At 44.5% G+C, this 24,447-nt stretch carries 23 protein-coding genes; 14 read left to right on the forward strand and 9 right to left on the reverse strand.

Going from position 1 to position 24,447, the window contains the following annotated elements; all coding sequences use genetic code 11:
• The first annotated feature begins 181 nt into the window (after positions 1-181).
• From pspF to AB4482_RS13595, 7 genes are all read left to right on the forward strand, one after another.
• Entirely contained in the window at positions 182-1,204 is a 1,023-nt protein-coding gene (pspF, locus tag AB4482_RS13565) for a phage shock protein operon transcriptional activator (RefSeq protein WP_017060309.1), read from the forward strand.
• 102 nt (positions 1,205-1,306) lie between these two features.
• A complete protein-coding gene (sapA, locus tag AB4482_RS13570; protein ID WP_372131661.1) occupies positions 1,307-2,929 on the forward strand; it encodes an ABC transporter substrate-binding protein SapA in 1,623 nt (540 codons plus the stop codon).
• Positions 2,929-3,891: an ABC transporter permease subunit gene (locus AB4482_RS13575; RefSeq protein WP_017060307.1), complete on the forward strand. Its 963-nt coding sequence runs from the start codon at positions 2,929-2,931 to the stop codon at positions 3,889-3,891. The genes sapA and AB4482_RS13575 overlap by 1 nt, the downstream gene beginning before the upstream one ends.
• Positions 3,878-4,765, forward strand: coding sequence for a putrescine export ABC transporter permease SapC (sapC, locus tag AB4482_RS13580; RefSeq protein ID WP_017065331.1), 888 nt, complete (start codon positions 3,878-3,880; stop codon positions 4,763-4,765). Before AB4482_RS13575 ends, sapC begins: the two co-directional genes overlap by 14 nt.
• Positions 4,765-5,766, forward strand: coding sequence for an oligopeptide/dipeptide ABC transporter ATP-binding protein (locus AB4482_RS13585; RefSeq protein ID WP_017060305.1), 1,002 nt, complete (start codon positions 4,765-4,767; stop codon positions 5,764-5,766). The genes sapC and AB4482_RS13585 overlap by 1 nt, the downstream gene beginning before the upstream one ends.
• Complete coding sequence (locus tag AB4482_RS13590; RefSeq protein WP_372131659.1) at positions 5,763-6,545, forward strand: ATP-binding cassette domain-containing protein; 783 nt, start codon at positions 5,763-5,765, stop codon at positions 6,543-6,545. Before AB4482_RS13585 ends, AB4482_RS13590 begins: the two co-directional genes overlap by 4 nt.
• 36 nt (positions 6,546-6,581) lie before the next feature.
• Positions 6,582-7,361, forward strand: a complete 780-nt coding sequence (locus AB4482_RS13595) for a DUF2927 domain-containing protein (RefSeq protein WP_372181074.1) — start codon at positions 6,582-6,584, stop codon at positions 7,359-7,361.
• 98 nt (positions 7,362-7,459) lie between these two features.
• On the opposite strand, the gene AB4482_RS13600 is transcribed toward AB4482_RS13595, so the two are convergent.
• A complete protein-coding gene (locus tag AB4482_RS13600; protein ID WP_004734596.1) occupies positions 7,460-7,849 on the reverse strand; it encodes a DUF2750 domain-containing protein in 390 nt (129 codons plus the stop codon).
• A 149-nt stretch (positions 7,850-7,998) separates the two neighbouring features.
• Complete coding sequence (locus AB4482_RS13605; RefSeq protein WP_017065328.1) at positions 7,999-8,904, reverse strand: manganese-dependent inorganic pyrophosphatase; 906 nt, start codon at positions 8,902-8,904, stop codon at positions 7,999-8,001.
• A gap of 200 nt (positions 8,905-9,104) precedes the next feature.
• On the opposite strand from AB4482_RS13605, the gene AB4482_RS13610 reads away from it, so the two are divergent.
• Positions 9,105-10,319 (forward strand): putative manganese transporter, encoded by a 1,215-nt coding sequence (locus AB4482_RS13610; protein ID WP_372181075.1) that lies wholly within the window; start codon positions 9,105-9,107, stop codon positions 10,317-10,319.
• A gap of 295 nt (positions 10,320-10,614) precedes the next feature.
• Here AB4482_RS13610 and torA read toward each other — a convergent pair whose 3' ends face one another.
• From torA to torE, 3 genes are read right to left on the reverse strand one after another with little or no spacing between them, the layout of a single operon-like run.
• A complete protein-coding gene (gene torA / locus AB4482_RS13615) occupies positions 10,615-13,077 on the reverse strand; it encodes a trimethylamine-N-oxide reductase TorA (RefSeq protein ID WP_017067667.1) in 2,463 nt (820 codons plus the stop codon).
• Between the two features lie 24 nt (positions 13,078-13,101).
• Positions 13,102-14,283, reverse strand: coding sequence for a pentaheme c-type cytochrome TorC (gene torC, locus AB4482_RS13620; protein WP_004734592.1), 1,182 nt, complete (start codon positions 14,281-14,283; stop codon positions 13,102-13,104).
• 52 nt (positions 14,284-14,335) lie between these two features.
• Positions 14,336-14,518 carry a trimethylamine N-oxide reductase system protein TorE gene (gene torE, locus AB4482_RS13625; RefSeq protein WP_004734591.1) on the reverse strand — a complete coding sequence of 61 codons (183 nt, stop codon included), beginning with the start codon at positions 14,516-14,518 and terminating at the stop codon, positions 14,336-14,338.
• Between the two features lie 437 nt (positions 14,519-14,955).
• Here torE and AB4482_RS13630 point away from each other — a divergent pair, with 437 nt between their 5' ends.
• Positions 14,956-15,750, forward strand: a complete 795-nt coding sequence (locus AB4482_RS13630; RefSeq protein WP_372181077.1) for an ABC transporter permease — start codon at positions 14,956-14,958, stop codon at positions 15,748-15,750.
• Positions 15,751-16,104: 354 nt separating this feature from the next.
• Here AB4482_RS13630 and focA read toward each other — a convergent pair whose 3' ends face one another.
• Entirely contained in the window at positions 16,105-16,947 is an 843-nt protein-coding gene (gene focA / locus AB4482_RS13635; protein WP_372181079.1) for a formate transporter FocA, read from the reverse strand.
• Positions 16,948-17,309: 362 nt separating this feature from the next.
• Positions 17,310-18,617 carry an ATPase gene (locus AB4482_RS13640; protein WP_017065323.1) on the reverse strand — a complete coding sequence of 436 codons (1,308 nt, stop codon included), beginning with the start codon at positions 18,615-18,617 and terminating at the stop codon, positions 17,310-17,312.
• A 257-nt stretch (positions 18,618-18,874) separates the two neighbouring features.
• Between AB4482_RS13640 and AB4482_RS13645 the strand changes: the two genes are divergently transcribed.
• The 3 genes from AB4482_RS13645 to AB4482_RS13655 all read left to right on the forward strand — a co-directional run bounded on the left by AB4482_RS13645 (position 18,875) and on the right by AB4482_RS13655 (position 20,732).
• Complete coding sequence (locus tag AB4482_RS13645; protein WP_017060280.1) at positions 18,875-19,105, forward strand: TIGR02647 family protein; 231 nt, start codon at positions 18,875-18,877, stop codon at positions 19,103-19,105.
• A 114-nt stretch (positions 19,106-19,219) separates the two neighbouring features.
• Entirely contained in the window at positions 19,220-20,074 is an 855-nt protein-coding gene (locus AB4482_RS13650) for an NAD(P)H-binding protein (RefSeq protein ID WP_017060279.1), read from the forward strand.
• Complete coding sequence (locus tag AB4482_RS13655; RefSeq protein WP_372181081.1) at positions 20,067-20,732, forward strand: YdcF family protein; 666 nt, start codon at positions 20,067-20,069, stop codon at positions 20,730-20,732. Before AB4482_RS13650 ends, AB4482_RS13655 begins: the two co-directional genes overlap by 8 nt.
• A 149-nt stretch (positions 20,733-20,881) precedes the next feature.
• Here AB4482_RS13655 and AB4482_RS13660 read toward each other — a convergent pair whose 3' ends face one another.
• On the reverse strand, positions 20,882-21,460 hold the full coding sequence (locus AB4482_RS13660) for a thymidine kinase (protein WP_017060277.1): 579 nt from the start codon (positions 21,458-21,460) through the stop codon (positions 20,882-20,884).
• 98 nt (positions 21,461-21,558) lie between these two features.
• Entirely contained in the window at positions 21,559-22,944 is a 1,386-nt protein-coding gene (gene cysS / locus AB4482_RS13665; RefSeq protein WP_017060276.1) for a cysteine--tRNA ligase, read from the reverse strand.
• Between the two features lie 189 nt (positions 22,945-23,133).
• Between cysS and AB4482_RS13670 the strand changes: the two genes are divergently transcribed.
• The gene (locus AB4482_RS13670; RefSeq protein WP_017060275.1) at positions 23,134-23,628 is read left to right on the forward strand and encodes a peptidylprolyl isomerase; all 495 of its coding nucleotides are present in this window, start codon (positions 23,134-23,136) and stop codon (positions 23,626-23,628) included.
• A gap of 77 nt (positions 23,629-23,705) precedes the next feature.
• The gene (lpxH, locus tag AB4482_RS13675) at positions 23,706-24,440 is read left to right on the forward strand and encodes a UDP-2,3-diacylglucosamine diphosphatase (RefSeq protein WP_017060274.1); all 735 of its coding nucleotides are present in this window, start codon (positions 23,706-23,708) and stop codon (positions 24,438-24,440) included.
• The last annotated feature ends 7 nt before the right edge of the window (positions 24,441-24,447 follow it).

Genomic DNA, 24,447 nt, shown 5'->3' on the forward strand with positions numbered 1-24,447 from the left:
AAACCTACCATAAATAATCCAAGTAGCGTGCCAACTTTTAAGCCATTTATTATCAGTTACTTACAATAAAATGGTGATTAACTCGAACCATGCTATGATGAATTTAGCCAAGTATTGGTATTTTTCACCACTATGGCTCTTACATGACCTCTCCAGCGATTAATTCATACAAGGACCCGCTATGCAGCAGAACCTCATTGGTGAATCACCTAGCTTTCTCTCTGTGTTAGATAAAGTTTCCCAACTCGCACCAATAGAAAGACCCATTCTGATCATTGGCGAACGTGGCACAGGTAAAGAGTTGATCGCACAAAGACTGCATTACCTTTCAAGACGTTGGGATCAACCTTTGATCTCATTGAACTGCTCAACCTTAAGTGAAGGTTTGATTGATTCAGAACTGTTTGGTCATGAATCGGGATCCTTTACGGGTTCGAAAGGGCGTCATCAAGGTCGTTTTGAAAGAGCAGAAGGCGGAACGCTGTTTCTGGATGAGCTGGCGACCACTCCCCTTGCGGTTCAAGAGAAACTACTGCGCGTTATTGAATACGGGCAATATGAACGTGTCGGTGGGCAAAAGGCGCTAAGTGCCAATGTCAGACTGGTGTGTGCAACCAATGCCGACTTACCAGACATGGCATTAAAGGGCGAATTCCGAGCAGACCTATTAGATAGACTGGCGTTTGACGTCATTACTATCCCTCCTTTGCGTGAGCGAAAAGAAGACATCATGCTACTGGCAGAATATTACGCCATTAAGATGTGTCGTGAATTGGAATTGGAGTTGTTTGTTGGCTTTGCCCCCTCTGCCGTTGAATCGCTTTTGGATTATTCTTGGCCAGGGAATGTACGAGAACTCAAAAACGTCATTGAGCGAGCTATCTATCAGCACGGAAAAGATCCATATCCTATTGAATATTTGGTGTTTAACCCATTTAAACCCGCATGGAAAACAGAGCAAGATTCCTCTCCGGAAACTGGCAATGAGCCGTCTAACAGCCATACTTCATCAGAGAGCTTGTTTTCTTTGCCGCTTGATTACAAAGCATGGCAAGAACAACAAGACATCAAGCTACTCAACCAAGCCCTCAAACAGAGCAAATATAACCAGAAACAAGCCGCAGAATTACTTGGGTTAACCTACAACCAATTACGTGGAATGGTGAGGAAGTACGCGATTGTCGGACAAGCTAACGATAAATAGCTGTCCACGCTTGATTATTATTTGGAGCCGAATAAATAAAATGTTAAATTGTCCGGATCTTGAGGCTCCTCTAACGCCTCGTTTCGAAAAGTATTTCTTTTTATGAAAGCACTAATAAGACTATCACTGAGCATCTGTACGCTGAGCTTTCTCGCTGGATGTGGTGAGTGTGTGAATCACGAGCAAATCCGTGAAAAAGGCTTCATTTATTGCGGCCAAGGTAATCCTAGTACCTTCAACCCACAGCTGGTTGATAGTGGCATTACCGCAGAATCGCTGAGTCCTCAAATTTTCGATACACTGCTCACTCTTGATCCGATGACGTACCGACCAAAACAGAACTTGGCGACAAGTTGGTCTGTTGATAAATCAGGTACAGAGTACACGTTCAAACTGCGCCCAAATGTTGCGTTCCAAACGACAGACTGGTTCACCCCTACTCGTAGCATGAATGCACAAGATGTGGTGTTTAGCTTTGAACGTGTCATTGATAGTTCAAACCCATTTCATTATGTGGGTGGCGGCCTATACCCATGGTTTGCCGGAATCGACTTCAAAAACCTGATTGTCGATATCACCGCAGTTGATGACCTAACGGTGAAATTCCAATTAAGTCGCCCAGACAATTCGTTTCTCAATAACATCGCCACCAGCTATGCAGTCATTCACTCTAAGGAGTATGCCAATCAGCTCATTGCAGCGGATGAGAAAAATCGAATCGATTCCAATCCAGTCGGCACTGGCCCTTTCTACTTAGATGAATACCAAATCAACGACCTAGTGCGCTTGAAAAAGAACAAGCACTACTGGAAAGGTGAAGTACAAATGGACCAAGTTGTGTTCGATACTTCGCAACGTGGAACAGGCACACTTGCCAAGCTTCTGCGTAGTGAGTGTGACGTGCTCAACTCACCAATTTCTAGCCAAATCCCTATTATTCAGGCTCATGAAGAGTTGAAGATTTCTGCTACTCCGGCGGTTAATGTCTCTTTCATCGCGCTGAATACTGAGCACCCTGCACTGCGTGACTCTCGAGTTCGTAAAGCGCTCAACTTAGCCATCAATCGTCAGAACATTCTTGATTCTGTGTATTACGGTACAGGAACCAAAGCCTACACCTTGCTTCCTCCGACTTCTTGGGCTCACCAAAAAGACAGCGTTCAAGTTCGCTACGACCGAAACTATGCGGTTGCGCTTCTCAAAGAAGCTGGCGTTGAACCTGGGTTAGAGCTTTCAATGTGGGTACCACTAGAGCCACGCGCATACAATCCAAGTCCAAGAAAAACGGCAGAACTTATCCAAGCAAACTTAGCCGATATTGGTATTGAATTGAAACTCTATACCGACGACCGATTTGACCGCACACAGTTGTCCTCTATTTCCTCAACAGACTTGTTGCTTACAGGCTGGATAGGCAATACCGGTGACCCGGACAACTTCTTACGTCCGCTGCTCTCATGCAGCTCTGAGCGTGCAGGGTTAAACGTCTCGATGTGGTGTAATTCAGACTTTGATTTCCTTCTCGACTTAGCATTAGAGATCAATCAACAAAGGCACCGTGTGAACTTGTACCGACAAGCCCAAAACATTCTCAATGAAGAAGTTCCTGTGATTCCTTTAGCTCATGGCGTGCAATTTCGCGTGCACGATCGTTCGCTAACAGGCTTTAAAGCAAGTCCTTTCAATGCCCAACCTTTTGATCAAGTCAGAAGAGAGGTGCAGTAATGTTTTGGTATACATTAAGACGTGTAAACTTATTCGTTATTACGCTAGGAATTCTGACCTTGGTAGGTTTTTCCCTGCTTCGATTAGACCAAACCTCACCTTGGGCAATTCAAGATTTTTGGCCCGGTTGGATTAGCTATATCACTGAATTATCGACGCTAAACTTTGGCCTAAGCAAACACGGTGTGCCTATCATCGATGAGTTGGTCCTGGTGTTCCCTGCAACGCTAGAGCTGTGCTTCTTTGCCTTTGTGTTGGCACTCATCATCGGTATCCCTTTCGGCACCATTGCTGGTATGAGACAAGGTAAATTTGTTGATACCACCATATCGTTCACCTCAATGGCCGGTTACTCTGCGCCTATATTTTGGGTCGCGTTGCTGATGATCATGGTGTTTTCACTGCACTTTGAAATGTTCCCAGTTGGTGGCCGATACGACCTACTTTACGAGATTGAACACGTGACTGGATTCGCGATGATTGACGCCTTTTTTGCCGAGGGTCGCTACCGTGCGCACGCACTACAAAGTGTTATCGAGCACATGGCGTTGCCTTGTCTTGTTTTAGCACTGGCGCCAACGACTCAGGTCATCCGATTGATGAGAGCGTCAGTGGCTGAAGTAATGACGCAAAACTACATCCGCGCTGCGCGAATTAAAGGTCTTTCCACTAGAGAGATCATCACGCAGCACGTGCTAAGAAACGCGATACCTCCGATTATTCCTAAGGTCGGTGTTCAGCTATCGAGTATGTTAACGCTTGCTATTGTTACCGAGTCTATCTTTAACTGGCCGGGCATTGGCCGCTGGTTATTGGATGCCTTATCGAATCAAGATTACGTTTCAATTCAAGCTGGTGTAATTGTGGTGGCTACCTTAGTTTTGACCGCTAATATTCTGTCCGATCTACTGGGCGCGATGATCAATCCACTGGTAAGGAAGGAATGGTATGCTAACAAATAACGTCTACCAAGAAGAACAGATTCCAACCCAGTTCGAACGTTTCTGGCGCAGCTTCCGCAGCAATAATCTAGCTATGTTTGGCTTGTGGTGTTTGGTGCTTATCATTCTGGTCACCGTCACTTCACCGTGGCTAGCCCCGCATGATGCACAAGAACAAACCGGTCACCTATTAACGCCGCCCTCTTGGGATCCTGCGGGAACGGTAGAATACTTTTTGGGTACGGATGACTTAGGCAGAGATATTCTCTCTCGCCTAATAATTGGCTCTCAGTTAACCTTCGGCGCCGCGGTGGTGATTACCTTTATCGCAGCCGTCATTGGTTGTCTGATTGGCGTACTTGCTGGTATGACGCGCGGTTTACTATCAAGCACGCTAAACCACCTGCTTGATACTGTTATGTCGATTCCATCTCTTCTGCTGGCGATTATCTTCGTGGCATTCCTTGGCTTTGGGGAGTTTAATATCTTGCTCGCCTTGTGCTTGGCACTGATCCCGCGCTTTATACGCTCGGTGTACATTGCCGTGCATGCTGAAGTAGAAAAAGACTATATTCTGGCTTCTCGCCTTGATGGTGCGAACGATTTTTACCTGCTATGGAACTCAATCCTTCCGAACATCCTTACCGTGATCGCTCTTGAAGTTACGCTGGCACTGTCAGTCGCAATTCTTGATATCACGGCTTTAGGTTTCCTAGGGCTTGGCGCTCAAGCACCGAGTACCGAATGGGGCTCCATCTTGGGTGATTCGGTCGAGTTGATTTACCTTGCGCCATGGACAGTTACCCTACCCGGCTTAGCTATTATGTTTACAGTTATCGTGATTAACCTCGTCGGTGAAGGTGTTCGCCAAGCGCTAAATGCAGGAATCGAATAATGCCGTTACTTGATATTCGACATCTAACCATCGAGATTGAGACCCCTCAAGGGATGGTTAAAGCCGTAGATCGAATGAGTATTACCCTCAATGAAGGGGAAATTCGTGGCTTAGTAGGTGAATCAGGCTCAGGTAAGAGTTTGGTTGCAAAAGCGATCGTCGGAGTATGTAAAGAAAACTGGAAGGTTTCTGCAGACCGAATGCGCTTAGGTAATATCGACCTACTGCAACTGACGCCGAAAGAAAGACGCCGAGTGATCGCCCGCGATATCGCAATGATCTTCCAAGAGCCATCAACGTGTCTTGACCCTTCTGAAAAAGTAGGTAACCAGCTCGTTGAAGCGATCCCTTCCCATTCGTTTGAAGGTCGTTGGTGGCAACGATTTAAGTGGCGTAAGAAGCAAGCGATCGCATTACTACACAAAGTCGGCATCAAAGACCACTCTCGCCTAATGGACAGTTACTCTTATGAGCTGACAGATGGTGAGTGTCAAAAAGTCATGATCGCAATGGCGATCGCTGCCAAGCCAAAAGTCTTGATTGCTGACGAGCCAACCAACGATTTAGACCCAATTACACAGTCTCAAATATTGCGTCTTTTGAGTCGTATGAACCAGATCAATAACACCACCATCGTGTTGATCGGCCATGACTTAACCACCATTACCCAATGGGCGACTCGCATTACCGTGATGTACTGTGGTCAATCGGTAGAATCCGCTGATACACCGAAGCTGTTGGATGCACCAAAGCACCCGTACACCGTTGCTTTGTTAAAAGCGATGCCAGACTTTAACGACTGGATTCCCCACAAGGAGAAGCTCCAGTCTTTGCCGGGGTCAATTCCACCGCTGCAACATCTTCCTATTGGTTGTCGATTAGGGCCTCGCTGCCCATACGCACAAAGGCAGTGTGTCGAGATCCCACATACGAAACGTATCAAGAACCATAAGTTCAACTGTCACTTCCCTCTGAATATGGAGAAGAAAAAGAAATCATGAGTGCATTATTAGAAGTCAGTAATTTGTCTAAAGACTTTACGACTCGCTCTGGTCTTTTCCGTAAAAAGATTCATCAGGCGGTGAAGCCAGTTAGCTTTTCTCTTGAAGCAGGCCAGACAATTGGTTTTATCGGCCAGAATGGTTCTGGCAAATCAACATTAGCCAGAATGCTCGCAGGCATGGTGGAGCCAACCGCAGGCGAGATCCGCGTGAATGGCGAAAAGCTAGAGCACAAAGACTACTCGACTCGTTGTAAGCTGATTCGAATGATCTTCCAAGATCCGAATACGTCACTTAACCCGCGCATTCAGATCGGTCGAATTCTTGAAGGTCCATTAAAGCGAAACACCAACATGCCTCCAGAAGCTCGTATGCGTCGTGTGAAAGACACACTACTGCGCGTAGGCCTTCTACCGGAACATGCGTATTTCTACCCTCAGATGCTTGCTGCAGGCCAGAAACAAAGGGTTTGTTTGGCTCGTGCCTTAATACTTCAGCCATCCATCATTGTTGCTGATGAAGCTTTAAATGGTTTGGACATGGCAATGCGCTCGCAAATCATCAATCTGTTCTTAGAGTTACAAGAAGAGATGGGCGTATCGTTCGTTTATGTATCTCAACACCTCGGTATTGTTAAGCACATTACCGACAAGATTATTGTCATGCATGAAGGCAATGTGGTTGAGAGTGGGGAAACGGATCAAGTGTTAACCAATCCAACTCACCAAATCACCCAAAGATTGGTTGAGAGCCATTTCTCCAAAGCGCCGAACCACTAATCTCGAATCACGCTACGTTCAACAAAGGGGAAAGGTATGTTATTAAGAGCTTCAATGCTTCCCCTTTTGTTGGCGCTGTTTTCCTTTAACGCAACAAGCACACCCCTCACCTGGCTAGATAGAAGCTTCGTCGAAACTGCCTTTTATAACGTCGCACTTCAACACGAATATTCCCAAGGCAACAAACCACTCGCCAAATGGAAACAACCGATCAAGATTTGGATCGATCATCGAGTGGGCGATGAGGAACTGCATCAAGAGCTCACAGAGCTTCATATCAAACACTTATCTGAAGTCACCCAACATCCAATAACAATCGTCAGTAAAGAGTCCGAAGCGAACGTTAAATGGATATACACAAGGCAGAGCCAGTGGGTATCTGAGGCGAAATCGGTGCTCAAGCTCAAATCAACTGAACATTTAAATAGCGCCATCTGCACGGCGGGCTATAGAACCAATTCTAAAGGCGAGATTGTATACGCTGGGATTGTAATCCCGGTTGATCAGGCAAGATCGCGAGGTAAGCTGGTCGCCTGTATCGTGGAAGAGATCACACAAGTTCTAGGCCTGCCGAATGATTCAGATAAAGCCTACCCTTCTATTTTCAACGACCACACGCCAGAAGACTTATTATCGCCGTTAGACGTAGTGCTACTGCAATTGCTGTATGAACCAGAATTGAAAGCTGGAATGACAAAATCTGAAGTAAAACCTATCGTTCGAAAGATACTCAAGAGATACAGCAAAACAGGTGTGCTTCAGCAAGCTTCTAAAGCCGCACAGCAAGCGCCTTTGTATCAGTTGATTGGGTATTGACGAATATACGTTGGAAGTAACTTAGATGGGATAATTGAATGATAGCGCTGCCTAAGAAAGGCAACGCTGACTTACGATGTTACTGTATTACGAAAGAACTAGCGCTTAGCTGCCTGCTTTTTCAATTCGAAGTCGAACTCATCCGGGAACAAGATAACGCCTTCTTCTTGCTCGTTCGGGAATACTACAACAGCAAGTTCGTCGTCTTCTAGACCGTTCGTCCAGCGACTGTGCCATTTGTTCAACGAAATAGACTCAGCTTTACACTCAGACCAATCACCCGTTGCCCATGATTCTGCGAACTCTTGGTTTGGCCATACTGGAACACAATCTTCATCTTCTGTGTTCAGCATTACACAACCGTGTTCATCGGTTAAGATCCATACTTCACGGTTTGCTACGATTTCTTTCACACAGTATTTCAGGCGTTGCTCGCCCGTATACTTGTTGATTTCAGCGATTTTTTTATCGTCTAGCTGTGTAGTCATCTTAATTTCCTACTTTAGTCAGTAACTTTGCTCTTAAAGCTATTTTATGCCGAGTGTTGTTAACTTCAAACATTATCGATGAAGAAGAAAGTCTACTTCAAAGAAAAACGCCTGCTAAATAAGCAGGCGTTTAATATTAAGCGACTTGATTAAACAAGCTCACCTTGTAGCCAAGGCCAGCCTTGCTTCTTACGGCTTAGTGTATTTTCCATCATTAATACGCCGCCTTTCTCGTGCTTAACCAATTTCTCAGCCCACTCACCTTTGTATAGAAGACGAGTTTGAGCAGTAGTGATATCTGTTAGCATTACCGCAGCGAACGCTAGACCGTCTTTCTCACAACGCTCTTCAAGATCAGCTTCTAGCGCTTCGATCATGCCGTCTACTTGCTCAAGAGTCGCAAGTTCAACTTGACCAACAACAACATCACGACCGTTGAATGGGTAGCCTTTAAGGTCTTTTTCTACTAGCTGTGCAGCAGATAGGCCTTCGATGTTTGTTTTTGCGATTAGAAGCGCTTTGATGAATGCATCAACGTCAGTTACGCCAGCAATTTCAGCAAGCTCAGCAACCGCGTCTTTGTCTTTTTGAGTACATGTTGGAGAAGCGAAACCCACTGTGTCTGAAAGAATTGCAGACATCATTAGTTTAGCGATTTGTTGAGAGATTGCGTGACCTTCAATCTTGAACATGTTGAAAAGTACAGTGTTTGTACAACCAACAGGCCAGATCCAAGCTTCCATTGGGTTTACTGTCATCACGTCGCCTAGACGGTGGTGATCAACAATACCTACGATCTCTGCATCAGCAACATCATCTGGTGCTTGTGCTAGATCTGAGTAGTCTACTAGCCAGATTTTCTCACCAGCAACAGAAGTACGAAGCTCTGGCTTTTCAGCACCAGCGACTTCTAGAATGTGTTGAGTTTCGCGGTTGATCTCGCCTTGGCGAATTGGTGTCGCTTCCTCGCCACGAGCCTTAAGAAGCTCAGTTGCAACTAACGCACTACAAATACTGTCACTATCAGGGTTTTTGTGACCAACAACTAAAATCATGTTTCTTCCTATTACACTAACAATTATGACTCTACCTTTAGAGCCTCTCTTTATTAGCCATACTTTACCTCATTTTTTTAGATTGGTCATGTTTCGTGGGTTTAGCCAATAGTAACAATAGATAAAAAACAACAAATGCAATTGATAATTATTATCATTCGTATATATTTATCTTAAGCCACTAATTTTGAGTAACACCTATGGATCGACTAATCTCTTTTTTGCCAAGCAGTAGTGCTGCGAAAACAACTCAGTTTTCACTGTCATTTAAGCGCCTGCTTTTGCCTGTCTCACTTGCAGCTTTGGTTGCAGCCCCAGCTACACGAGAGCTGACGGTGACTACTTTGTCAGACGCGTTTTGGGCAGTGTCTTGTTATGTTGCTTTAACCTTAGCTATTTACCACTGGTTAAGTCTGTACATAAACAAAGATAACGTCTTCAATAAGCTCGTCCATCAATCTCGTTCAAACCAAGTGGTATTCGCGGCTCTCATGGGCGCGTTGCCCGGCTGTGGCGGTGCGATAGTGGTAACCACACAATTTATCTCGGGAAAACTCGGATTTGGTGCGGTAGTTGCGGTGCTCGTCTCAACCATGGGTGACGCGGCGTTCCTGCTCATAGCGAGCGAGCCTAAGACAGGTTTAGCCATGATGGCGATGGGCGTGATTGTGGGTACTGCGTCAGGTCGAATCATTAACTTGTTTCACGCAGACGACTTCTTACGCCCAAAAAAAGCAGAGAAAAATGAAGCCACCAACAGCTGCGCTTCTCAATCTCAAGACAAAGAATCGGTCTCTAAAAAAGCGATAAACCTGCAAGGTTACCTGTGGTCTGTACTGATTATTCCGGGTGCTGCCGTTGCCCTACTTGGCTCTTTTCAAGTCGATGTGAACGAGCTGCTCGCTTTGCCTGAAATGTCGATGGAATGGGCGGGGACAGTTTTGCTGATCAGCTCGATGTTTCTGTGGGGGCTAACCCGTGAAATTGAGGATTACAAATCAGCCGTGAGTGAGGACGAAAAGTGTATAGGCTCTCACCCATTGCAAAAGACCGCTCAAGATACAAACTTTGTCACCGCTTGGGTGGTGGTTGCCTTTCTTTTCTTTGAATTTGGCTCTGTGATAGCAAATGTTGATTTTGCGACGCTATTCTCAAGCTGGGGCATCATGCTCCCCCTGGCTGGCGTGTTGATGGGTTTGCTACCGGGCTGTGGACCGCAATTATTGGTCACTAGCTTATACCTTTCAGGCGCCCTGCCACTTTCGGCTCAGGTAGGTAACGCAATTTCAAATGATGGTGACGCGCTATTCCCTGCGATTGCGATGGCTCCCAAAGCGGCACTGGTCGCGACCTTATACTCTAGTGTGCCCGCACTAATCTGTGCTTATAGCTACTGGTTTATATTTGAGATCTAACTTGAGTAGAGTTAACTCCATAGGCTTCTGTAAGGTCGGTACTTTGTATCGGCCTTTTTGTTTCCGCCTGCTTAAGTCTTTCCACAGGTTCTTTTTACATTCCCTTCCTGCTTCACTGCTTCTACCACCTCTCTCAAACAGCGCGTTACAGCCTGTCTCAAAAACGCCCTCTATTAGCCCTGTATAATGCTTATTTAGAAACACCAACAACTGATATCAAAAATACAAAAAGCCCCTGTAAGAGTGCTTACAGGGGCTTTAATTCAAGCTTTAATCTTGGTTCTTAAGACAAGACTTAAGAAACTTCGATTGGACCACCGAATGAAGTTACTGGAGGCAGTTTGCCTTGGAACTTCTCGAAATCAACCAAACATGTGTTTGCTGACGTTGCTTGAGCAAGTTCAGACGTACCGATATCTTGAGTCAGTGTGTTTGGATCGCCGTATGTATCTAGCGCGCCCACTTTCTCGTTGATCGGACCGTACCAAGCACCTTCTTCGATACGAACAACACCAGGAGCGTAGCTATCCATTAGAACAGCACCTGCTAGTAGTTGACCACGGTCGTTAAACACACGTACTACATCGCCATCTTTGATGCCTTTCTTCTTAGCATCTACTGGGTTGATGTAGATTGGCTCACGGCCTTGTACCGCGTAAGTCGCACGCCACTCTTCAGATTCACACATCTGAGAGTGAAGACGCTTGTCTGGGTGACAAGATTGTAGCCAGTACGGGTGCTTGTCAGAGCCTGGACCACCGTGTGAACGTTCAGATTTCTCGAACCACATTGGGTGTTCTTGACAGTGCTCGTAACCCATGTTGCCAACAGTACGGCTTGTGATTTCGATGAAACCAGAAGGCGTGCCTAGTGCGTTGATCTCTGGATCTTCACGGAATGAAGCGTGACGAGTCCATGGCTTACCTTTGCCGAAGTCTAGGAAACCTTTTTCCCAGAACTCAGCAAACTCAGGCATTTCGAAGCTACCTTCGTTTGATGCGCGACATTCGTCGTACAGAGATTTAACCCACTGCATTTCGTCCATACCACGCGTGTAATCGTCGTAACGACCCCAACGCTTAGTTAGGCTAGACATGATCTCGAAGTCAGTCTTAGACTGGAACAGAGGATCCACTAGCTTGTGCATTGCGATCAAACCACGGCCAGAGTACGCACCGTAACCATCAATATCGTTACGTTCCCACTGAGTACAAGCTGGAAGAACAATATCAGAGTGACGACAAGTTGCAGTCCAAGCGAAATCAACAGCCACTACAGTTTGTAGGCTCTTGAATGCTTTACGCATCTTGTTGCGATCTTGGTGGTGGTGCCACGGGTTGTTACCACTGAATACCATCATCTTGATGTCAGGCAGTGTCACTGTTGCGCCGTTTGCTTTGATCTTCTTACCTGGCTCTAACAGGCTATCTACCCAACGAGCAACAGGGATTACGCGGCTGTAACCGTTGTAATCAGTGTTAGTGTGCTTAGGCGATTGACCTTTGTCGATGTTCAGCGGGAATGAACCCGGAGCAGCGAAGCCAGTTGAAGATACACCGATACCAGAGTAGTGGTGACCGTAAGAGATACCACCGCCTGGAAGACCAATTTGGCCAACCATTGCTGCGATAACTGCACACATCCAGTAAGGCTGTTCACCGTGCTCTTGACGTTGGATACTCCAACCAACAAGAATCTGTGTACGACCGTTAACCAGCATCTTAGCGAAGTCACGAATAGAGTCCGCGCTTGCGCCACAGATAGCAGAAGCCCATTCTGGCGTCTTCTCAACTCTGTCTTTCGTTTCACCTTGAACGTACTTGATGAAATCTTCAAAACCTAGACAGTAAGTTTCGATGAACTTCTTGTCGTATAGGCCTTCGTTGTAAAGAACGTGAGCAACACCAAGCATGAACGCCACATCAGTTTGTGGGTTGATGTACATTTGCTCGTTTTCTAGGTAACGACCTGTTTTGTTTTTAACAGGGTCAACAGAAACAACGTTGATCTCTTTCTTAGCAACTTTCTCTTTCAGCTGTTCTAGATATGCAAACGACTCGTGAGTCTCACATGTCCAACCTACTTGAAGGTTTTTCACTGGATCGTTACCCCAAAGAACAATATTGTCACTGTTTTCTAAGATAAGTTCCCAAGATGTGCCTTGTGCATAAACTTCGGTCGAACCTAACACATAAGGCATGATCGTTTGACCAGCACCTGTTGAGTAGTCACCGATTTTCTTCACAGAGTAACCGTGAAGTGCCATTGCACGTTGCATGTGGTTAGTACAGCTATGGAACTGACCTGTTTGTCTCCAACCAGTTTGACCTGTGTGAAGCGCCCATGGACCGTAATCTTTCTGTACGCGCTCTAGCTCGCGGTAAACAAGGTCTAGTGCCTCATCCCAAGTCACACGAATAAAGCGGTTGTTACCACGCGTGTCTGCGCTGTACTTATGCTTCTTCAACCAATCTAGGCGAACCATTGGGTAACGCACACGTGATGGGCTGTAGATAATACCTTTAATACCTTTCAGCATCTCTGTTGGGTGCTGATCGATTTCTAGAGGTTTAATTTCTTGTACTTTACCCGCGTAAACGCGAGCTCGGAATGCACCCCAGTGAGAACCAGAGACTTTCCACGCGCCGTCTGTTTCTGCAGCAGACGCTGATGCCGACGCCAATAAGCTTGGACCGATAACCGATGCCGCACTTGTAGTAGCGACACCTTTCAGAAAACTTCTTCTTGTAATTGCCATTGTGTTACTCCAATTGACGTCTTATTAGTGATGGCCTTCAGAAAAATCTGATGAGTGCTTCTGTAGATACTTAAGAACAAGTGCTTCTGTATCTGTATCGAAGTTAACGAACGCAATCATACCATCTAGCATGCCTACCCAACCGTTAGCGCTGAAGTGAGCTTCATCTGGCTGTGAGTGACACGTTGAACAGTTAGATTGGTACGCTTGACCCGCTGCGTTCCAGATTGGATCGAAGTTATCAACCATAGACTCTTTCTTCATCCAAAGTGCTAGGTTAACTTCTTCCCATGGAAGGCCAGTAAGCTCATCTTCTTTCTTCTCACCAACAGTGATAACGTCACTTTGAGATACTTCTTTCGTCAAGATTGCAGTTGAGATGTTCATACCGAAGTCTTCTTGGATTACACGTCCGAAGCCTTTCGCTTTACGCCAACCGTCGATTTGAATCTTGATCATGTCGCCTTTTTCGTCGATAACCGCAACTTTACTTGCAGGGCTTAGTAGACCCGCTTCAACTGTTGCTGTTTCATCTGTGTACATTGGTAGGTGACGAATAGAGATCACGTCAGAACCATTTGCGTAAGATGTGCTGCTTGCTACATTTTCTAGCTCGCCAACAATACCGCTCGCTGATGCCATATCTAATGGAAGGTTGTGAGCAATACCTTTGTGACAGTCAACACAGCTTTGATCACGCTCTGCCGCGTTCTTCATCTGGATACGCGCTGTTGGGCGCATGTTTTCGAAATCCATTGAATCGTAGTTGTGGCAGTTTTTACACTCTAGAGATTTGTTCGAAGAGAAACGATCCCATTCGTGTTTAGCCAGTTCGATACGACGAGCTTCGAATTTCTCAGGCGTATCTAGGTCACCAAATACTTGAGCGAAGACTTCTTTAGATGCTTGCATCTTACGAGCAATTTTTGCTGTCCATTCATGTGGAACGTGACAGTCAGGACAAGTAGCACGTACACCAGAAGTGTTTTTCCAGTGAACCGTTTCTTGTAGTTCTACGTATACGTTGTCACGCATGGTGTGACAGCTTACACAGAATTCTTCTGTATTTGTGTGCTCTAGAGCTGTGTTAAAACCGCCCCAGAAAATAACACCGGCGATAAAGCCACCCATGGTTAGTACACCAAGACTGATGTGTACTGCTGGGCGAGTCATTGTGCGCCATAATTTAACTAAAAATGATTTCATGTTTAGCTCTCTTAAAAATTAGTTCTAATAAAAATGTGATAGCAAGAGGGCATTACATGCCGCCGTGTGCACCTGGAGGACCTAATACAAACACTTGCAGTGCCCAAACTAGAAAGCCGTAGCCTCCTACAAAAGCCACACTTAATATTGGAAAGAGAACCACTGCAATGAAGAGGAATGACTTCCACTCCAACGAGCGTTTTTCGCCAGTTTCAATTTTATTAACATCACTCATACATTTTGCCTATTTTGTATTTAGTAATTTCGAGTAGCTCATTCTAAGGAGCTAAAGTTCTTGAGTATCTAACAACAAATTTTAGACCATACACAAAGTAGGGTTCAATCAAATCTCTTGTTATAACCCTTGCTAATCAATACTTTTTTGAGGTCATCCAAACTTGTTTTCAGTTAAACAAACTTATTAAAAAGTATTAACAAATGTGAAGAATTAAGTATATTTCACAAATGTTAAAAACCAACACTCGCGCAACTATTTGACAACCAATTTTAACTTTTTACCTACTAAGTAGTAGCCAAAAAAGCCTCAAACAACCACTATTTTGTGTTTTGTTTGTTAAATAATTGATCGTTTTTCGAATCAATGACTTTGCAGTTGAAATGCATCATTTGGCACTTTCAGATATGATATAAGCCTTATTAAAAGGAAGCATTATGCGAGACGTTATTGATATATCTTGGTGGCAATTATTGTTTTTCAGTTCACTTCTCTTGCTACCAATTGTAATCAACCACAAGCTAAAACTTGGCCTTGGCAAAGAGGCTTCTATCAGCATCATTCGCATGACTGTTCAGCTATTTCTGGTTGGCCTCTACCTAGAATACCTGTTCACTTTGAATAGCTTGTGGGTCAATTTACTATGGTTATTTACGATGATTATCGTTGGGGCAAGCTCGATTGTTGAAAAATCCAAGTTACCGCGAAACCTCTTGTTAGTCCCTGTCGCTGTGAGCCTAGCGGTAACCTGTGTACCCATTGTCTTGTTTATCTGCTTATTCATCATTAAACCAACACCGGTTTTTAACGCGCAGTACTTAATCCCTATTGCAGGGATGCTGTTAGGTAATAGCTTAAGCAGTAACATCGTGGCATTACAGAACTTGTTCGGTGCTTTTGAAACGCAGAAATCAGAGTACGAAGCGGCTATCGCTTTAGGTGCCTCTCCTTCCTATGCTGCAGCGCCTTTTGTGCGTAATGCGATACAGAAAGCGATGTCTCCTATTATGGCCTCAATGGCAACCACAGGCTTGGTAACGCTACCAGGAATGATGACAGGACAAATCTTAGGGGGTGCTTCACCAATGATCGCAATTAAGTATCAGCTGATGATCATGTTGGCTATTTTCGTGATGATGAGCTGCTCCTTAGCGCTTGCACTTCACCTATCGTTAAAGACTTCTCTGACCAAAGAAGGGCGAGTTCTCGCTCAAATACAGCCTTCAAAATAACCTCCCGACTCATCTTAGATCTGGTTACTCACTGAATTTGATACAGGTTATCCACAGAAATTGTGGATAACCAAATCAATATAGATCCTTTTTTGTCCATTTCGGCTCGCGCAAAGATCATTGCCATTGATCCTTGGGTGATTTCAAAGACATATACACACGTGCAGAACTGCGTTGTTAAGCGTTCAAATGATAATTTAAGAATTCAACGAGTAAGTTTTCCACAAATAAAAAACGGCCTGCAATGCAGGCCGTCTTGTAAATGTCATAAGTCAGTTCAATGTTTCCACTCTGAGCTTTAACTAATCTTGTCACTGAGCTAGTCACACAAGCTTTGTTGATCCGCCATCTTTATTAATCGCGTAAATAAATCAACCAATACCACATGCCAACAAAGATACCGCCGCCGATGATGTTACCGATAGTAACGGGCAGCAAGTTGTTCATCAGAAAGTCCATCATGTTTAGGTCAACATAGTCTGCTGGATTAGCCCCTGTCATTGTCCAGAATTCAGTTGGAGCAAATGTTTTGATACCGATAGCTAAAGGAACTTGGAACATATTCGCAATACAGTGCTCAAAGCCCGATGATACAAACATCGCGACAGGTAAAATCAGTACTGCAATTTTGTCAGTCAGTGTTCGTCCACTAAACGTCATCCATACCGCGATACAAACCAATACGTTACACATGATGCCGAGCGCGATAGCTTGGATAAAATCATGGTGCATCTTATGTTGAGAGATCGCCATTGCATTCAAACCCACTTGGCCTTGGTCGAACATGTACTGTTTGGTCAGTAACATACAAGCCACCAGCAGCAATGCGCCAATCAAGTTACCTACATAAACCGTAGCCCAGTTCTTAACGAGCGTGCGCCAAGTAATCTTGCCACTTGCACGAGCAACCAGAGTCAGCACCGAACTGGTAAATAGCTCACCACCGGTAACAACAACGAGAATTAAGCCCAAGCTAAATGCAAGGCCACCTAGGACGCGAGTAATACCCCAAGGTAAATCACCAGCTCCAGTGGTTACAATTGTGTAGAACACAAACGCAATACCGATATGTATGCCAGCTGAAATCGCTAGGAGAAAAGATTTGGTTGGATCTTTGGTTGCTTTACCTACGCCAATATCTGCAGCGCGCTCAGCCATTTGTGGCGGTAATAATGAGTCAAATTGGTTCAGATTCATGATGATTTACATTTTGAAACATGTCGTCGGGAGCGCGATAATCCTCTCTTTCATTTCTGAATTCAAGAGCTATTTTAGGCACAAAATAGCTCTCACAGCCTTGTTGAAAGCAAATAGTCCGAGTTATTCCAAATTCATACGACTTTAGTAGTAAAAAGAAAACTCTGCTGAATGATTAGTTATCAGCATAGAAAATAACACATCTATAAATATCAACAAGTTACGTTAAAAATCAAAGAATAACGTACACTAAAATGGCTCACAGAGCGCTTTTATTTCTAGATTTTGACATAGATCAACAGAACGTAAAAAAACGCCCTAAGGCGCTTTTAACTCAATCACAAATAAAGAAATTAGTGATGCTAAACCGAAGGTTCAATCACTTCTTCTGATGATTGTTCTAGGGTTGAATCCTCTAGAGTAGATTCAACAGCTGGGGACATCACATCAGAGTCACTTTCGTTGGCCACTTTGCCACCTAAGCTTTTCAAACTATCCACTAACTCTTCTAAGCTTTTAATGTGAGCATCACTCTTGGTAATCTGCTCACCGAGCAACTCACTGTGCTTGGTTGCTTCAGACAGTTGCTGCGCTTGCTTCTGGTTTTCAGACTCCAGCTTAGCTAATTGCTCAGTCAAAGTTTTAATCTCTGACTTTAATGACGCCGTCATGTCTGAGCCTTTTAGCGCTTTAACACTCGCTACAATTTTTTGAGACTGAAGACGCAATACAACATCACGGTGATCTTCATCATTAACCACTCGTGAAATGCTCAATAACTGGTTCTCTGCATTCAAAACCGACTGTTCGAACTGGTCGCCTTTTACGCTCGCCAGCACTTTGACTTCATGAGCAACACTGCGTACGTGGTTTAATTCGAACTCCGCAGCGTGAACTGCGTCTTCAATGATAGACTTTTCACGGGGACTGGCTTTCACTTGGCTTTCTGCCAAAGCAATTTGAGATGCCGCTTTAGCAAACGTCAGTGGAACAACGTCATCGAAATCTTCATCTTCCAAGAACTCTAATTCGTTCTTCAAAGGTTCGATGTATTTCTTATGCGCCACTTTAACTTCTAGTAAGCGAGCATTGTTAAGAAATTCCACCTGCGCTTCTTGAGCGTCTTCAAGCTCATCGACCAGCACATACTCGAACAACTCGCTGTATTCTGAATACAAACGTTTGTAGCTCGAGGTAAACATGGTATCTGCGCCAAGAAACTTCAGGTAATCCATTTGGACAATCGAATCCGCGAGTACTCGATCAGCCTTCTTCTTTAACACTAAGATCGAGTCATAGTTTGATTTGATCAAAGCGATTTTTTCATCGAAGGCTTCAGCGTAAGTTAGGCTCGAAAAAATGGAGTAACTCTTGGTTATCCGAGTTTCGTCTTTAAGTAAGTCCGCATAAATGCTTTCAGCATCATCCCATGCGTCTAATAGTTCATTGTAATTCTCTGGTGCATAGAGAGACAATTGAGCATGGTCTTCAAGCTTAACTTCCCATTCGGAGTAAACGCTTTGGACAGACTGAAATGAACGGACCTCTATTGTCGATTCATTATTGTTGTTTGTGGTTTGGTTCGCGTCTGTCTGCTCTGAGGGTGTACTTTGACAACCTGAGATAGCAAATAGCATACTGATCGTTAATGCTACTTTGTTCGCTCTCACTTATGCATATCCTTTTTATACAATATTCGCTCAATGCAAATTATTTCTAGTCACAATATATTACAACCACTTAGCAATAAACATCACTGATGATTTAAGTGGGTGCAAATCACCCAATATAACCAAAATAAACTCATCACTCGATGATTAATCAATCAATTTGGTATCACTTATCAATTCTCTTTATTTGCTATTGCCTGAGCCGAGAATGCGCACTAAGGTGAAGGTAGAGAACGTTATGAATATATAGGTCAATTATGAAGTACAACGCTGAACATATTGCTGATTTAAACCTCCTTCTTCAATTTGATGTAAGTAGTGCAGCTACTGGAATTAAAGTCCATCAAGAGGCTGCTCAAGAAACTCAAGACGCTGTTAAGCGCCTATTCGAAAAAAACCTTTGTACTCAGCCAGACGGCGGTTACCTAACAGATGAAGGTATCGAGATGGCAGAGCGCGCAGACAAGCTTCTTCGCGTACTAAACTAAAGCTCCATTGTTCTAGTAAAAACTCCACTTGCTTCGGCCGTGGAGTTTTTTCATTTTTGGGCAAAGCTTTGTTAGGCTTATTGTAAATTCGTCATTTGCAGTTGTGAGGAACACATGGCTTCTATATTTATTGTCGGTGCAGGATGGGTAGGTGCACCTTTATCTGAACATTTAGAAAAACATGGTAACCGAGTAGTGGTCACGAAAACGACCCAAGCGGGAGCAGATGCCATTGGTAGCGAACAAATTCCATGTGAAGTGTTTAGCTTTGATTCATCCGATCCACAACAGACTATCGGGCGACTCTATTCATTGTTACTCGAAAACAACACTGAAATTGTGATTGGCAGCTTCCCTCCTGGCTTTAGAAAAGGAGCAGGACAAGAGTATGCCGACTACTGGCAGCAACTCACCAATGCATGCCAAAAGGCCAACATTAAAAAGCTCATTATGGTTAGTTCAACTACGGTATACCCAACTAAGCCGGGTGTGCTGAACGAGCTGGATGCATCACTCCCTCTTTCGACCTCAGATAACGAGCACGCGTCTTTATTTTCCGATAACGCACGAATCATGCTGCAAGCTGAACAGTCAGTGATTGATTCCGGTATCGACTACACCATTCTTCGCTTTAGTGGCTTAATCGGCCCAAGCCGTCACCCATCACGCTTCGCAAGCAAGTTAAAACAAGTCAGCACTCAAGCTCCAGCCAACATGCTGCACCTTGATGATGCAATTGGTGCTGTCGATTTCGCTATCAGTCAACTGCACAATGAAATAGTTAACGTGACCACACCAAATACAGTCAGTAAGGCGGAGTTTTATGCCGCGGCACTGAAAAGCGCCAACAGCAGTGAGCCTCTGCCCGCTGTTGTTGATACCCCAGACAAGTTAATCTCTTCGAAGAAGATTCTCGACTTAGGTTATTCATTTAAATTCGAATCCACACTGGACGCACTTCATGACTGAACAATCTATTGCTAACAAAAATCCCAACATAAAACTGCATCGCTCAGTCGACACCCTTTGGAACTTTATGTCGATGGGTCACAAGGTTACGCCTTCCGACTGTATCTTTGTATTGTGTAGCAACGATACTCGCGTAGCTGAATATGCAGCCGAGCTTTATCACCAACAGATCGCGCCTTACATCGTTTTTTCTGGCGGTGTGGGGCGCTTTACCGAAAGAAGCTTTGAACGCTCAGAAGCAGAAACATTCGCTTCTATCGCACGAGATTATGGCGTGCCTGACTCTGACATTATCATAGAGAAACACGCAACAAATACTGGGGAAAATGTACGATTCACTCATGAGTTGCTGACAGAAAAAGGGTTATCGCCGAAGAGGCTAACCTTAGTTCAGAAGCCCTTCATGGAGAAACGTACCTACGCAACCTTCTGTAAACAATGGCCTGACGAAACTTCCGAGATTACCGTGACGTCGCGATGGCAAACTTGGGATGATTACTTTAACGAAGAGTTGCCGTTAGATATGGTGTTAGGCGCATTAATTGCTGATTACGAGCGAATCAAATTCTACCCAGCCCAAGGCTTTCAAATTGAGATGCCGATCCCCGACGACGTTGACCACGCCTATCAAGCATTGAAGAAGCTCGGTTTCGAATAAGCAAAAGTTAGACTTTGAACAAAGTAAAAGCTCGGCAGGAAATAAAACAAAAGCTCGGCTTGGAAGAAAGCAAAACACAGGCCCAATAAACAAAAACGGTGACACTTGGTCACCGTTTTTCGTTCTTTCGCGTTAGCAAATAGAGCTGCTTATTTACCTAACGCTTCTTTGTAGTGCAGACGGCAAACAGAAACGTATTTGTCGTTACCGCCAATAGCCACTTGGTCGCCCTCAGCAATCGCCACACCGTGCTCGTCGGTACGAATTACCATGTTCGCTTTACGGCCACAGTGACAAATTGTTTTAAGCTCAACAAGTTTATCTGCCCAAGACAGTAAGTAACGGCTACCCTCAAACAGTTCACCCAGGAAATCGGTACGTAGGCCGTAACAAAGTACAGGGATGTGCAGCTTATCAACCACTTCTGTTAATTGGTACACCTGCTCCTTCGATAAAAATTGGCACTCATCGATCAAAACACAATGACGCTTTTCTTCCTCATTGAGCTTTTTGATCGCATCAAACATGTTGGTGTCATTTTTAAACAGCTGAGCTTCAGATTGCAGACCAATTCGTGAGCTCACTTTACCGATACCATAGCGATCGTCCAAAGCTGCCGTAAAGATCACTGGCGTCATGCCACGTTCTTGGTAGTTGAATGAAGATTGAAGAAGCGTTGTTGATTTACCCGCATTCATTGCCGAGTAATAAAAATACATCTGAGCCACAGAAATATTCCTGTTAATTAAAAGTTGAACATAGAAAAGGTGAAAATAGAGAATTCGTGCTAGAAAAAAGGGCTGAAAATCAGCCCTTTTTATAAGATTTACTTACGACGCCAAGTCGTGCCTTCTGGGCCATCTTCCAGAACAATACCCAACTCGTTTAGCTTATCACGTGCAAGGTCGGCATTTGCCCAATCCTTTGAAGCACGAGAGTCGTTACGCAGTTTGATCAACGCTTCGATTTCAGCCACTTCGTCGTCGTTACCTGCCGCATCACCTTGTAGGAAGGCTTCTGGCTCTTGGTGAAGAATACCGATGATGTCTGCTAGTTCACGCATCAATGCACCCAGTCCGCTTGCTTTTTCAATGCTTTCAGGCTTGATACGGTTGATTTCACGAGCCATTTCAAACAGTACTGAATAAGCTTCAGGTGTGTTGAAATCATCGTTCATCGCTGTAGAGAATCGAGTCACGTACTCTTCGCCACCGGCAGGAGCGGCTGTAAGGTCTAGGCCACGAAGTGACGTGTATAGACGCTCTAGTGATGCGCGAGCTTGGTTTAGGTTATCTTCGCTGTAGTTTAGCTGGCTACGGTAGTGACCAGACATTAGGAAGTAACGTACCGTTTCAGCATCGTAATGTGCTAGCACGTCACGGATAGTGAAGAAGTTACCTAGTGACTTAGACATCTTCTCTTTGTCTACCATCACCATACCACTGTGCATCCAAGTATTTACATACTGAGTGCCGTGCGCGCAGCAAGACTGTGCGATTTCGTTTTCGTGGTGAGGGAACTGCAGATCTGAACCACCACCGTGGATATCGAAGTGGTTACCAAGAATAGACGAGTTCATTGCTGAACATTCGATGTGCCAACCTGGACGACCCGGGCCCCATGGCGATTCCCATGTAGGTTCACCTGGCTTAGACATCTTCCAAAGAACGAAGTCTAGTGGGCTGCGTTTTGCAGATTCAACATCAACGCGAGCACCCGCTTGAAGCTGATCAAGGTCTTGCTTTGAAAGCTTACCGTATTCGTCGAATTTCTTTACTTCAAACATCACGTCGCCGTTGCTTGCAACGTATGCGAAACCACGTTCAATCAGCTTTTCAACAAGCTCGATGATTTCAGTGATGTATTCTGTCGCACGAGGCTCAACATCTGGACGCTTCATGTTCAATGCATCAAAGTCAGCGTGCATCTCACCGATTAAACGCTCAGTCAGAGAGTCACAAGACTCACCGTTTTCGTTAGCGCGCTTGATGATTTTGTCATCGATATCTGTGATGTTACGAACGAAATTCAAATCGTAACCAAGGTAACGAAGGTAACGAGTTACTACGTCGAAAGAAACGAACGTACGACCATGACCAATATGACAGAGATCGTATATGGTTACCCCACAGACATACATGCCGACTTTGCCAGCTGTAATTGGTTTGAATTCCTCTTTCTGTCTTGTGAGCGTGTTATATATCTTCAGCATGATCTCTATCTATTTTATGGATTAATCAAAATAAGCTCGCAGTATAACAAGTCATACCTTAATAGGTAATCCCTAAAAGCAGGAATTACCTCAAACATCCGAGTTAAGTTAATGATTTGGTGATTTGAAAGTCTGCCAACATGCGCTAGAATTCGAACTTCATATTAAAAAGACAGTAAGGTAACAATCATGATCATCCTTCACACAAATTTTGGTGATATCAAAGTTCAACTTAACGAAGAAAAAGCACCAGAAACAAGCGCAAACTTTCTACAGTATTGCCGTGACGGTTTCTACGACAACACACTATTCCACCGTGTTATCGATGGTTTCATGATTCAAGGCGGCGGCATGACTTCTGGCCTTAAAGAAAAGGCAACTCGTGCAACGATCAAGAACGAAGCAAACAACGGTCTAGCGAACAAAGTTGGTACGCTAGCAATGGCTCGTACTATGGAACCGCATTCAGCCAGCTCTCAGTTCTTCATCAACGTTAACGACAACTCTTTCCTAAACTTCCGTAGCGAAAGCCTAGACGGTTGGGGCTACTGTGTATTCGCAGAAGTTGTTGAAGGCATGGACATCGTAAACAAGATTAAAGGTGTTAGCACTGGTTCTATGGGTATGCACCAAGATGTACCTCTAGAAGAAGTGATCATCACTGGTACTACAATCGAAGCTTAATTCATCGCTTTCGGTTAGTATTGATGAGCCGATAAAATCAGGATATAGGGAGCGAATCGCTCCCTTTTTTTAGACCTATGAAAACATATTTTATATCAGATCTGCACCTTTCTCCGTCACGAGAAGACATCACAGACTGCTTCTTAACCTTTATGAAGAAAGAAGCCGTAGAAGCGGATGCACTTTACGTATTAGGTGACCTTTTCGAATTCTGGATTGGTGACGATGATAAGAGTGAATTCGCGACTTCTATCCGCCAAGCGTTTATCGACTTAGTGAAAACAGGCGTGCCTTGTTACTTTACTCAAGGGAACCGCGACTTCTTAGTCGGCAAAAAATTTGCTAAGCAAACGGGCGTACAACTTCTCGACGAAGTTTCTACGATCGATATCTACGGGCAAAAAGCGGTAGTATTGCATGGAGACACTCTATGTACTGAAGATGTAAAGTACCTCGCCTTTCGCGAAAAAGTGCATCAGCCATGGTTACAATGGGTCTTCAACCGAATTCCATTTTTCATCAAGAAGAAAATTGTTTCAAAGGTTCAATCAGATATCAAAGATGACAAGCAGACCAAGTCTCTCGACATCATGGATGTGACACAGCAAGAAGTCGAAGATGTGATGGAACGAAACAATGTCGATCTGATGATCCACGGCCATACTCACCGCCCAGACATCCATACATTTAATGCTAACAATTGCACTAAAACCCGTATCGTACTTGGCGATTGGTATACGCAAGGCTCAGTGCTGGTGTTCACGCCGCAAAGTTTTGAACTACAGAATCGAGCGTTTAGCAATAGCTTTTAACATCACG

Origin of the sequence: Vibrio sp. 10N.222.55.C7 (assembly GCF_041473335.1) — a bacterium.
GTDB lineage: Bacteria > Pseudomonadota > Gammaproteobacteria > Enterobacterales > Vibrionaceae > Vibrio > Vibrio crassostreae_C.

Coding starts and splice junctions, on each gene's coding strand:
- pspF (WP_017060309.1), top strand. CDS start 182: ATGCAGCAGAACCTCATTGGTGAATCACCTAGCTTTCTCTCTGTGTTA.
- sapA (WP_372131661.1), top strand. CDS start 1,307: ATGAAAGCACTAATAAGACTATCACTGAGCATCTGTACGCTGAGCTTT.
- AB4482_RS13575 (WP_017060307.1), top strand. CDS start 2,929: ATGTTTTGGTATACATTAAGACGTGTAAACTTATTCGTTATTACGCTA.
- sapC (WP_017065331.1), top strand. CDS start 3,878: ATGCTAACAAATAACGTCTACCAAGAAGAACAGATTCCAACCCAGTTC.
- AB4482_RS13585 (WP_017060305.1), top strand. CDS start 4,765: ATGCCGTTACTTGATATTCGACATCTAACCATCGAGATTGAGACCCCT.
- AB4482_RS13590 (WP_372131659.1), top strand. CDS start 5,763: ATGAGTGCATTATTAGAAGTCAGTAATTTGTCTAAAGACTTTACGACT.
- AB4482_RS13595 (WP_372181074.1), top strand. CDS start 6,582: ATGTTATTAAGAGCTTCAATGCTTCCCCTTTTGTTGGCGCTGTTTTCC.
- AB4482_RS13600 (WP_004734596.1), bottom strand. CDS start 7,849: ATGACTACACAGCTAGACGATAAAAAAATCGCTGAAATCAACAAGTAT.
- AB4482_RS13605 (WP_017065328.1), bottom strand. CDS start 8,904: ATGATTTTAGTTGTTGGTCACAAAAACCCTGATAGTGACAGTATTTGT.
- AB4482_RS13610 (WP_372181075.1), top strand. CDS start 9,105: ATGGATCGACTAATCTCTTTTTTGCCAAGCAGTAGTGCTGCGAAAACA.
- torA (WP_017067667.1), bottom strand. CDS start 13,077: ATGGCAATTACAAGAAGAAGTTTTCTGAAAGGTGTCGCTACTACAAGT.
- torC (WP_004734592.1), bottom strand. CDS start 14,283: ATGAAATCATTTTTAGTTAAATTATGGCGCACAATGACTCGCCCAGCA.
- torE (WP_004734591.1), bottom strand. CDS start 14,518: ATGAGTGATGTTAATAAAATTGAAACTGGCGAAAAACGCTCGTTGGAG.
- AB4482_RS13630 (WP_372181077.1), top strand. CDS start 14,956: ATGCGAGACGTTATTGATATATCTTGGTGGCAATTATTGTTTTTCAGT.
- focA (WP_372181079.1), bottom strand. CDS start 16,947: ATGAATCTGAACCAATTTGACTCATTATTACCGCCACAAATGGCTGAG.
- AB4482_RS13645 (WP_017060280.1), top strand. CDS start 18,875: ATGAAGTACAACGCTGAACATATTGCTGATTTAAACCTCCTTCTTCAA.
- AB4482_RS13650 (WP_017060279.1), top strand. CDS start 19,220: ATGGCTTCTATATTTATTGTCGGTGCAGGATGGGTAGGTGCACCTTTA.
- AB4482_RS13655 (WP_372181081.1), top strand. CDS start 20,067: ATGACTGAACAATCTATTGCTAACAAAAATCCCAACATAAAACTGCAT.
- cysS (WP_017060276.1), bottom strand. CDS start 22,944: ATGCTGAAGATATATAACACGCTCACAAGACAGAAAGAGGAATTCAAA.
- AB4482_RS13670 (WP_017060275.1), top strand. CDS start 23,134: ATGATCATCCTTCACACAAATTTTGGTGATATCAAAGTTCAACTTAAC.
- lpxH (WP_017060274.1), top strand. CDS start 23,706: ATGAAAACATATTTTATATCAGATCTGCACCTTTCTCCGTCACGAGAA.